10 protein-coding genes are annotated in these 8613 nt (G+C 45.3%); 3 read left to right on the top strand and 7 right to left on the bottom strand.

From position 1 onward, the window contains the following. Window positions 1-226: 226 nt before the first annotated feature. Together trpD and MICAI_RS01560 are read right to left on the bottom strand one after the other, a co-directional pair. Window positions 227-1261 carry an anthranilate phosphoribosyltransferase gene (gene trpD / locus MICAI_RS01565; RefSeq protein ID WP_008196843.1) on the bottom strand — a complete coding sequence of 345 codons (1035 nt, stop codon included), beginning with the start codon at window positions 1259-1261 and terminating at the stop codon, window positions 227-229. A 79-nt stretch (window positions 1262-1340) separates the two neighbouring features. Beyond that, the gene (locus MICAI_RS01560) at window positions 1341-1868 is read right to left on the bottom strand and encodes a GIY-YIG nuclease family protein (protein ID WP_008196841.1); all 528 of its coding nucleotides are present in this window, start codon (window positions 1866-1868) and stop codon (window positions 1341-1343) included. A 177-nt stretch (window positions 1869-2045) separates the two neighbouring features. Here MICAI_RS01560 and MICAI_RS01555 point away from each other — a divergent pair, with 177 nt between their 5' ends. Both MICAI_RS01555 and MICAI_RS01550 read left to right on the top strand, forming a co-directional pair. Next, the gene (locus MICAI_RS01555; RefSeq protein ID WP_008196839.1) at window positions 2046-2633 is read left to right on the top strand and encodes an L-threonylcarbamoyladenylate synthase; all 588 of its coding nucleotides are present in this window, start codon (window positions 2046-2048) and stop codon (window positions 2631-2633) included. After that, a complete protein-coding gene (locus MICAI_RS01550) occupies window positions 2588-3445 on the top strand; it encodes a sensor histidine kinase (RefSeq protein WP_008196837.1) in 858 nt (285 codons plus the stop codon). Before MICAI_RS01555 ends, MICAI_RS01550 begins: the two co-directional genes overlap by 46 nt. Here MICAI_RS01550 and MICAI_RS01545 read toward each other — a convergent pair. After that, entirely contained in the window at window positions 3381-3851 is a 471-nt protein-coding gene (locus MICAI_RS01545) for a GNAT family N-acetyltransferase (protein WP_008196836.1), read from the bottom strand. The genes MICAI_RS01550 and MICAI_RS01545 overlap by 65 nt on opposite strands. Window positions 3852-4196: 345 nt before the next feature. Here MICAI_RS01545 and MICAI_RS01540 point away from each other — a divergent pair, with 345 nt between their 5' ends. Next, on the top strand, window positions 4197-5192 hold the full coding sequence (locus MICAI_RS01540; protein WP_008196834.1) for a carbohydrate kinase family protein: 996 nt from the start codon (window positions 4197-4199) through the stop codon (window positions 5190-5192). 330 nt (window positions 5193-5522) lie between these two features. On the opposite strand, the gene MICAI_RS01535 is transcribed toward MICAI_RS01540, so the two are convergent. The 4 genes from MICAI_RS01535 to lepB all read right to left on the bottom strand — a co-directional run. Beyond that, window positions 5523-6593 (bottom strand): YheT family hydrolase, encoded by a 1071-nt coding sequence (locus MICAI_RS01535; RefSeq protein WP_008196832.1) that lies wholly within the window; start codon window positions 6591-6593, stop codon window positions 5523-5525. A 65-nt stretch (window positions 6594-6658) separates the two neighbouring features. Continuing rightward, complete coding sequence (locus MICAI_RS01530; protein WP_008196830.1) at window positions 6659-7027, bottom strand: DUF1818 family protein; 369 nt, start codon at window positions 7025-7027, stop codon at window positions 6659-6661. 6 nt (window positions 7028-7033) lie between these two features. Next, window positions 7034-7609 carry a hypothetical protein gene (locus MICAI_RS01525; protein WP_008196828.1) on the bottom strand — a complete coding sequence of 192 codons (576 nt, stop codon included), beginning with the start codon at window positions 7607-7609 and terminating at the stop codon, window positions 7034-7036. A 151-nt stretch (window positions 7610-7760) separates the two neighbouring features. After that, a partial coding sequence (gene lepB, locus MICAI_RS01520; protein ID WP_008196826.1) for a signal peptidase I occupies window positions 7761-8613 on the bottom strand: 853 nt, incomplete at its 5' end.

Genomic DNA, 8613 nt, shown 5'->3' with positions numbered 1-8613 from the left:
AAAAGCACAAAGTATGATATACACCAACCTATTTCTGGCTGGGAGTAATTATTGCAGAGTGGGGGAGTGGGGAAGTGGGGAGATAGGGAGAATAAATAAAAGCAATCTCCTGTCTCGGAGTCTCCTGACTTGAAAGAGGGTGTGGGGTGTGGGGTGTAGGGAAGGAAACCTCTTTCATCTGTGGGGGTGAAAATTTTTTCATCGAGACTAACCCCTGTGAACTGTACTAGGCGAGAAACTTAACCAACTCCTCTAATTTTTGCCAAGCTAACCCACTGGCTAAAATGTCGCGAGCGAGGGCGAAACCGGCGGCATGATCGCCAAAAGTGACCTTTTCTGCCACCTGTAGGGCAAGAGAGGCATTAATCGCCACAGCATCCCGTTGAGCCGGCGTTCCCCCTCCTTGCAGGACATTTTTGAGGATTTCGGCATTTTCTGGCACTTCCCCACCTTTAAGGGCATTTAAACTGGCTCTGGGGATAGCAATTGACAAGGGATCGATCGCCGCAGAAATCACCTCGCCATTATTTAATAAAGCCATATCGGTCAGGTCTCCTAACCCCACCTCGTCGAGTTTTTCCCGGCCGTGAACAATAATCGCCTTTGGGGTTCCCATTTGTGCTAAAGCCGTGGCCATGGGGGTGAGAAATTGCCGGTCATAAACCCCGATAACTTGACCTGTGGGACGGAGAGGATTAACTAGAGGGCCCAGAAGATTAAAAACCGTGCGAACTTTCAGGGTTTTGCGGAGATTAGCCACACTTTTCAGGGCTGGATGCCAACCGGGGGCAAAAAGAAAAGTCACTCCCACCCCATCTAGGGCCGCCGCCACCTTCTCGCTAGGGGCGCTCAAATTAACCCCAAGATATTCTAGAACATCGGCCGAACCGACCTTGCTGGAGGCAGAGCGATTGCCGTGTTTAGCCACTTTTACGCCCCCAGCGGCCGCCACAAAGGCCACGGCAGTGGAAATATTAAAGGTTGAGGCCCCGTCACCGCCGGTGCCACAGGTATCGATAACGGGAGTAGTATGGGGTTTAGGGTCTTCTAAGCGAGACTGTTGCCGTAAAACTCCGGCCATTCCCGCTAATTCCGCGGCCGAGACTCCTTTTGCTTGCAAAGCCGCTAAAATCGCCCCCGATAAAACTTCTGGAATCTGACCGTTTAACCATCCGGTCATTAATTCTTCAGCTTGGTTAAGGGAAAGGGATTTTCGATCGAGTAGTTGCTGCAGTAGGTTTGGCCAGTCTGGAGTGGTCATCGCTGTTCCATTGCTGTGGGGAGGGGGCGATATAATATCATAGCGGTTTGTCTGGGGAATCGATCGCTCCTAGTCATTTTTACTTTAAATCGAGCAAACCCTGTTCTTTTAACTTAGGATTAAAACGAATTTCCATCTGGACTCCCCGTTTTTCTAGGGTTGATAAAATATCATTTTCTACTCGTCTGGATACCTGTTTTAATAACTTCATTTTCCCTAATTCGTCAGCACTTTGATAAATTTCTTTTTCTATGTCAGTCATGGCTAATTTAGCATCAATTGGTTCTGTCCAGATTTTTTCATTGCCGATTACTGCCTGACTTTCTCTTAGCCAAGCTTGTTTAATCGATTCGAGAATAGTTCGATTAGGACGCTCAATCACCTGGATTTTTAGCCAATAACAAGCTTGAGGCTGTCGGGCAAGATGTTGTTTTAAACTGAGATAAATATCACGAGAATAGCCAACAAACTCTAGGACTTGCTCTCGATTAAAAATGGCATAAACCCCGATTTTTCCCTGGAAATCAACACAGATATTACCGGTGGCATCTAGGTAGGGAATATATTCTAATTGTTCGAGATTAGCAAAAGTATCAGGCTCGTTCATAATTAACTGTCGATAATTGGTTGGAGATAAGTAGGTAGGTGTTAAAAACTTTCAGATACCCCGCTGATCAAGTAGGGTTGATTCAAGGTAGGGTTGATTCATGAATCAACCCTACCCGTTTAAAATTGTACCAAAAAGTCTTAGGCTAAATTAGTCCCCAAAAATAATCAATTCTCAATGCCTACTGCTTCTCTTAACGAAATTGTTCACGCAGCTCTCAGTGGTCAAGTGGTTTCTTTTCCCACGGACACAGTTCCCGCTTTAGCGGTTTCTCCCCCCTATGCTGCCTTAATTTTTGCCGCTAAAAAACGGACTTTTGATAAACCCTTAATTCTCATGGCGGCCTCAGCAGCAGATTTATGGGATTATGTCAAGGGAAATCAGGAAGAAAGGGAAATTTGGCGGCAAATGACCGAAAAATACTGGCCTGGCTCCTTAACTTTGGTTTTACCCGCTTCTGAAAAAGTACCAAAAGTTCTTAACCCTAAAGATCCTAGCACGATCGGGATCCGAGTTCCCGCTCATGCGATCGCAAGAGAAATTCTCGGTCGAACTGGTGTTTTAGCGACCACAAGTGCTAATCTGTCAGGACAAGAGCCTTTATTAACTCCAGAAGCGATTATGACTACTTTTCCCTCGGTGACGGTGTTAGCGCCCACAGAAAGGCAAGCATGGGGAATAATCAATAGTGGACAACCCTCCACTGTCGCGCGTTGGCAATGTCAAGGATGGGATATCTTACGACAAGGGGCAGTTTTTCTGTAAATATGGACGATATTGACGCTTTAAAACGGGAATTACAGCAAACTCGCCTCGCTTATCAGATGGCCGTGGCAATTAATCACCTCAAAAGCAGTTTTTTGGGACGGGTTGCCCACGAATTGCGATCGCCATTGAGCAGTATGATCAGTCTCCATCAAATGATTCTCGCCGATCTTTGTGAAAGTCCGGCCGAAGAAAGGGAATTTATCGCCCAGGGGCAACTGGCGGGCTGTAAACTGATGGCAATGCTGGATGAGATGATTAATCTTTCTAAACTAGAGTCGGGTACTATACCCCTCGAGCAAGAAATTTTTTCTTTAACTAAACTTTGGGAAGATTGGGCAAGTTTAACCCATTTACAGGCAGCTAATCGCAATATTAAGCTTAAATTTAGCCCTTTAACCGATGATATTGCTATTATTGCCGATTATCAGCGTTTATTTTCTGCTCTTGTCCTTCTCGTCGATGCAGCGATCGCCAATCTAAGGAGCGGCTCTATTTGTATATCCGTAAGCGCTCTTGACGAAAAAAAAGTCACTATTACCCTAGAATTTACGGGGGAAATGGCTCTCTGGCCAATGCCAGAAATTTCATCCTTGAGTTTAGAATCAAAGCCAGAAGAAGTTAAACAATTTACTCAAGCTCTCGGTCTTTCTCCCGGTCTTAAATTCCAGTTAGCGAAGGGAATTATCGAAGTATCGGAGGGGGAAATGAGCTTAGATCAAATCGATAACAATAGTCAGGACAAGCTCACACGGATCGTTTTTTCTTTACCTCGATCGCCGGATAGGAAAAATCCTCGGGATAACGATTAAATAATACCATCGTCGTGGTGGCGTTGCTTTGGAAACCAATGCGCTGGTAAAAATTTTCTTGATTAGTAGTCATCAAATAGACTCTTTCCACCCGATTTATTCGGGGATGGGCCAAGACTGTTTCTACTAATTTACGCCCTAAACCCGCTCCCTGATAATCGGGATGAACGATCACATCCCAAATAGTGGCCCGATAAATGCCGTCAGAAGTGGCCCGAGCAAAACCAATTAATTGCCGCTCATTCCACACCGTCACCACCGGATCACTATAGTCAATTGCGGTTTCTAAATCTTCTAAACGGCGATCTATTGCCCAAAATGCGGTTAAATTAAATAATTCTCGTAGTTGCAATAGATCTATCTTGCTTTTATCCTCGTCAAACTGAATCTGACTACAATCAATCATGATATTTGCTTAGTCTACGACTAAAAAATAGGGAAAGATATTTGGCCGAGAAAGAGGATTCACGCTCGATCGGGCTGATTTATGAGCAATTTCCCCTAATCTATGTGTTTGATTATACTAAATGTCTAAGATAATCTCTAGTTGATTTATCGTGATTTCTTGACAAGCTATTAATCAGTAATCAGGAGTCAACAGTCAGGAGATAGGAGTCAGCAGTCAGGAGGAGATAGGGTGATAGGGTTTTGGGGTGATAGGGTGATGATACAGCTTCCCCACTACCCCACTACCCCACTTCATAATTCATAATTCATAATTCATAATTCATAATTCATAATTCCCACACCAATGCTTAACAATCAAAGATCTTCGCCGGTGTCTGTCATTTGTTTAGGGGAAATCCTCTATGATCTAATTGCCGATCAAAGCGATCGCGCTATAGAGCAAGTGACTTCTTGGACAACCTACGCGGGGGGGGCGCCGGCAAACGTGGCCTGTGGATTGCGAAAATTGGGCATAAATTCGGCTTTTATTGGTTGTGTGGGCAAAGATCAAGAAGGAGAACAGTTAATCGCCTTGCTAGACGCTCTCGGAGTCGATACTACTGGTGTGCAGTATCATGCCACCCTACCCACCCGACAAGTTTATGTCACCCGCGATGCTGGGGGAGACAGACATTTTGCGGGTTTTGGCGGCAGAAAAACAACTGATTTTGCTGATACTGCCCTTAATGCTGACCTATTACCCGAAAATCTCTGGAAAAATGCCGATTATCTCGTGATGGGAACCCTAGGGTTAGCCTATCCCCCGGCGATGGCGGCGATGATGCGCGCCCTGCAATTGGCTAAAATTTACGCGGTGAAAGTATTGGTCGATATCAACTGGCGGCCGGTTTTTTGGCCTAATCTTGAGGCCGCTCCTGATATCATTCGAGATTTTATCCCTCAGGCCGATTTGCTCAAATGTAGCGAGGAAGAAGCAAGCTGGTTATTTGGCACTGATACCCCCGTCAGAATATCATCACAATACCCCAATTTAGGGGCAATTCTGGTTACTGGCGGCGCAAAAGGTTGTAAATATCATTTAGGCGAAAATAGCGGCACTGTCAAGGCTTTTCCTGGGGAAGTAGTGGATACAACCGGGGCGGGGGATGGCTTTGTGGCCGGTTTTTTAGCTCGTGCCGCTCTGGGAGGCGATCAAATCGGTAAAAACGCCGATTTAGCCCGTAAGGCGGTGATTTATGCCTGTGGGGTGGGGGCAATGGTGACAAGGGGAGCAGGAGCGATCTCATCCCAACCGACTCGGCAGCAGCTGGAGGAGTTTCTAGCGGCCTTTGACTCCTAGAAACTATACTAGGGTTTGCGGCAAAAAGTTTTTCGTGAGGGCAGGGTGTGGCCCCCCGACATCGGGGGGGGCAGGGGGGTGTGGGGTTTTACCCATTTTCAGGGGGTCAATTACCTAATTTTCAGGGAAAAAGTGCCTAAATTTCCCCCCGATCACCCCAATGTCTGGCACTTTTTGATGGGAAAAAAGTCTAAAAGTCTTATACAACAAGGTTTTTAGATTTATTCAGCCAACCCTATACTAAATCCAGTTATTAAAAACTGATTATCTATTCCTCTCTTTTGCCTTTTGCCTATCCTGATATGTAACCTATACTCAACGGATTTAGTATTATTTGCCCGTTTTTTGGTCAAACCAGTCTAAAACCCGATTCCATGCCCACCAGCGATCGCTATCGCCCCACTGACGCTGACAGGATAAACTGCTGATATAACCCACATGACCGCCATGGTGGGTTAAGAGTAGATCCACGTGGGGATTATCGGCGATCGCTGCTTGCAGATCGGGAATAACTGCCGGGGAAAAGAGGGGATCATCGGCCGCGTAGAGGATAAAAGTGGGTTTAGTTAAATAGGGTTGAAAGGGCAAGGGACTACTAGCGGCATAATAGTCATAGACTGTCTCAAATCCTAGCTTTTTAATCACTAATTCTCGATCGAATCCTGCAATCGTGGTGGCGCGAGTAATTGCTTCGGGATCGATATGATCGGGATGAGCCTTATGGATGCGTTTGGCTAACTTGCGTAATTCCCTGGCGATCGCTTTTTCCAAGTGTTTCCCCCAAGGATCCTGGACGAGATAGGATAAAGAACGATTAGAGTCTAAATTAGGGCAAATTACCGCACCACCGCCGATATGGGTGGGATCGATCCCCAGATCTTCCCGATTATCTGCCGATTTAATTCCCCAGAGGGCCAATTGCCCCCCCAGAGAGTAACCCGTGAACCAAAAAGGGGCAGGACAGCCCATTTTTTGAGCTTGGGCGGCAATATGAAGGAAATCTAGCCCTTCATAGATGCCATCGGAGGTGAGAGTCGGGGATAATTCGGCTGTCTTACCGTGGGCCCGCCAATCGAAGAGGACGACCGCGTAGTTTCTCGCTACGGCTTTTCTGCCTAAAATTCTTAAAAACCATTGATTATCTAAGTCTCCCGTGATGCCGTAGGTCCCGATAATTGTTCCTTTCGCTTGCGGGGGAATGGAAACAATCCCGTAGATAGGGACGGCATTGGCCCCGGTGAAAATGGTTTCTTGATAGACTGGTTCGGGAATAGCGATCGTATTTTGCCAGGTTTCTCGCGCTTTTAGGGACACATAGAGAGTCATGGCAAAACCGTTTTTCAGCAATGGGGGCGGGGTGTAGGTGAGATTATCGGTCTTCGTCCTCGGATGGGCAATCATGGCAGCACAGGGGAATCTAAAAGTCAAGAGTGGGAAACAAAAATTAACTTATGCCCACCGCTTTCTTAAAAATTGTAAAGCAAATTGTCCCAAGCGGCGAGCAACTCTGGCAGGGCAGTGGCCGACCAATTGCCCTCACAACTGCGACCTTGATAGAGAATCAATCGCAGGGAATAATTATCGGGAAATCCTGCCGCTTCTAACCATAAAAGCTCGCTTTCCGCTTCACAAGCAATACTTTCTTCATCCATTAATTCTGTGGCCATGGCTGCCATAGTTGCGGTCAATTGTGATAGTAACCGACGCAAATCTTGCCACTCAGCCTCGGTTAATTCCATTGCCCAATCATCCCCACCAATTAATCCTTTATAAACGGCTGCCTTAGGATTCCAACCCAGGCGCCAACCCGAACCATATTTGAGAATTTTTTCCATAATTTTCTAGAATTTTAATAGGTCGGCATCTCCCGGTTTTGATAAAGAGGGACGACTAGGAGAGGGACTAGGAGAAGGACTAGGAGTGGGGGTTTCTTGGGGGAGAATAGCGGGGTTATAAATTTCGACTAGAAGGGTGACTAACTGCTGCCGTTGACGACGATTAAGGCTGTTCATCGCTTTGATATCGGCAGCCATGGGATTAACGGTAAGGGTTGCTTGTCCGGGATAGTTTTCTTCGCTGATTTTCTCGTTCACTCCTAGGTAATCCCCTAGGGTTAATTGCCAATCAAAACGGATGAGAGTAAACCTTTTTTTTGTATCTTGATGATAACGAAGAAAGCGACTGATTAAAGTATTATTCGGATCGATCACTCCTGTATCTCGACGGGTATAGTTGTTTTCTTTCGGTAAATCTGGCATTGCTTGGTAAATTTGTTGAGCAACTGTTTCGGGACGTTGAATTTGGCTCATCCCCAGGGATTGCCAGGATAACCACCAGAAAAATATCCCTATTACTAGGCAGAATAATAATAATATTATTCGCTGAATTTTCAGCTTTTGAGGGAATTTTAAGAGCATATTAATCAAGAAAAGATTGAAGTTAATTATCTAGCAACAGTGGGAATTTTTCAGGAACATTTCCAGAGGTTGGGAATGTTATAATTATCTAACAATCCCTAGATTAATCTAACTGTAGGAGCTAGGATCAAAATTACCCCAGTCATCCCCATCATAGCAAAGAGCGGACACGATCGAGAGGCCAGTAAACTTTATATGCTTGACCAAAGACATGACTTTCGGGCAAAAAACCCCAATCACGGGAATCAAAACTATAGTTACGATTATCTCCCAAAACAAACAGGGTTTTTGGGGGTACAGTCATCAATTCTATTTCATAATTGGTTAACTCGGCGATGTAGGGTTCCTCGATAACTTGCCGGTTGAGATAAACTTTACCCCTGCGGATTTCTAGGGTATCCCCAGCAACGGCGATGACTCGTTTGATAAAAAAATCTCCAGAAATAGGCTCTAGTTGCTTAAGTTTTTCGGGAGTTCTAAAAACAATTATATCGCCTCTTTTCGCTTGATAAGTACTGGATTGACTGACGAAAATGCGATCACCGACTGCGAGGGTAGGTAGCATGGATTCGCTCGGAATCTCGAAAAATTCTATTTTTTGATGTAACCAATCGGGAAAATAATTACAGATAATTCCCCAAGTAAAAATCACTGCCACCATCAGCGCCAAAATGGAACGATAGGTGTGACGATGGGGATGAAATTGATGGGGGAAAGTGTGGTAAACATGATAAATAGCACTCGCTGTAATTAAAGGGGTAAGAAAGAGGATATTGGCAAAAAAATCATCCATTCTCAGGGTAATTAGGGATATGGTCAGAAAAATTATCCCTAAGCTCACCTTATCGGCGTACAATTGCCCTAACCCCGGTATAATCCGGTTAGCGAAGACGGCAAACCAGGGGTTTTTTTGTTTCCGGGGAATTTTCTCTAAGCTGTTATTCTGTCTGGAATAATAAACAGTCCAGTGAGCATCAAAAATACTGCTGATGTAAGGGAGCATC

It is taken from the genome of Microcystis sp. T1-4, assembly GCF_000297435.1.
Taxonomy (GTDB): Bacteria; Cyanobacteriota; Cyanobacteriia; order Cyanobacteriales; family Microcystaceae; genus Microcystis.
The sequence above is the reverse complement of the archived record's forward strand: the minus strand, read 5'-3'. Positions and strand labels throughout refer to the sequence as shown.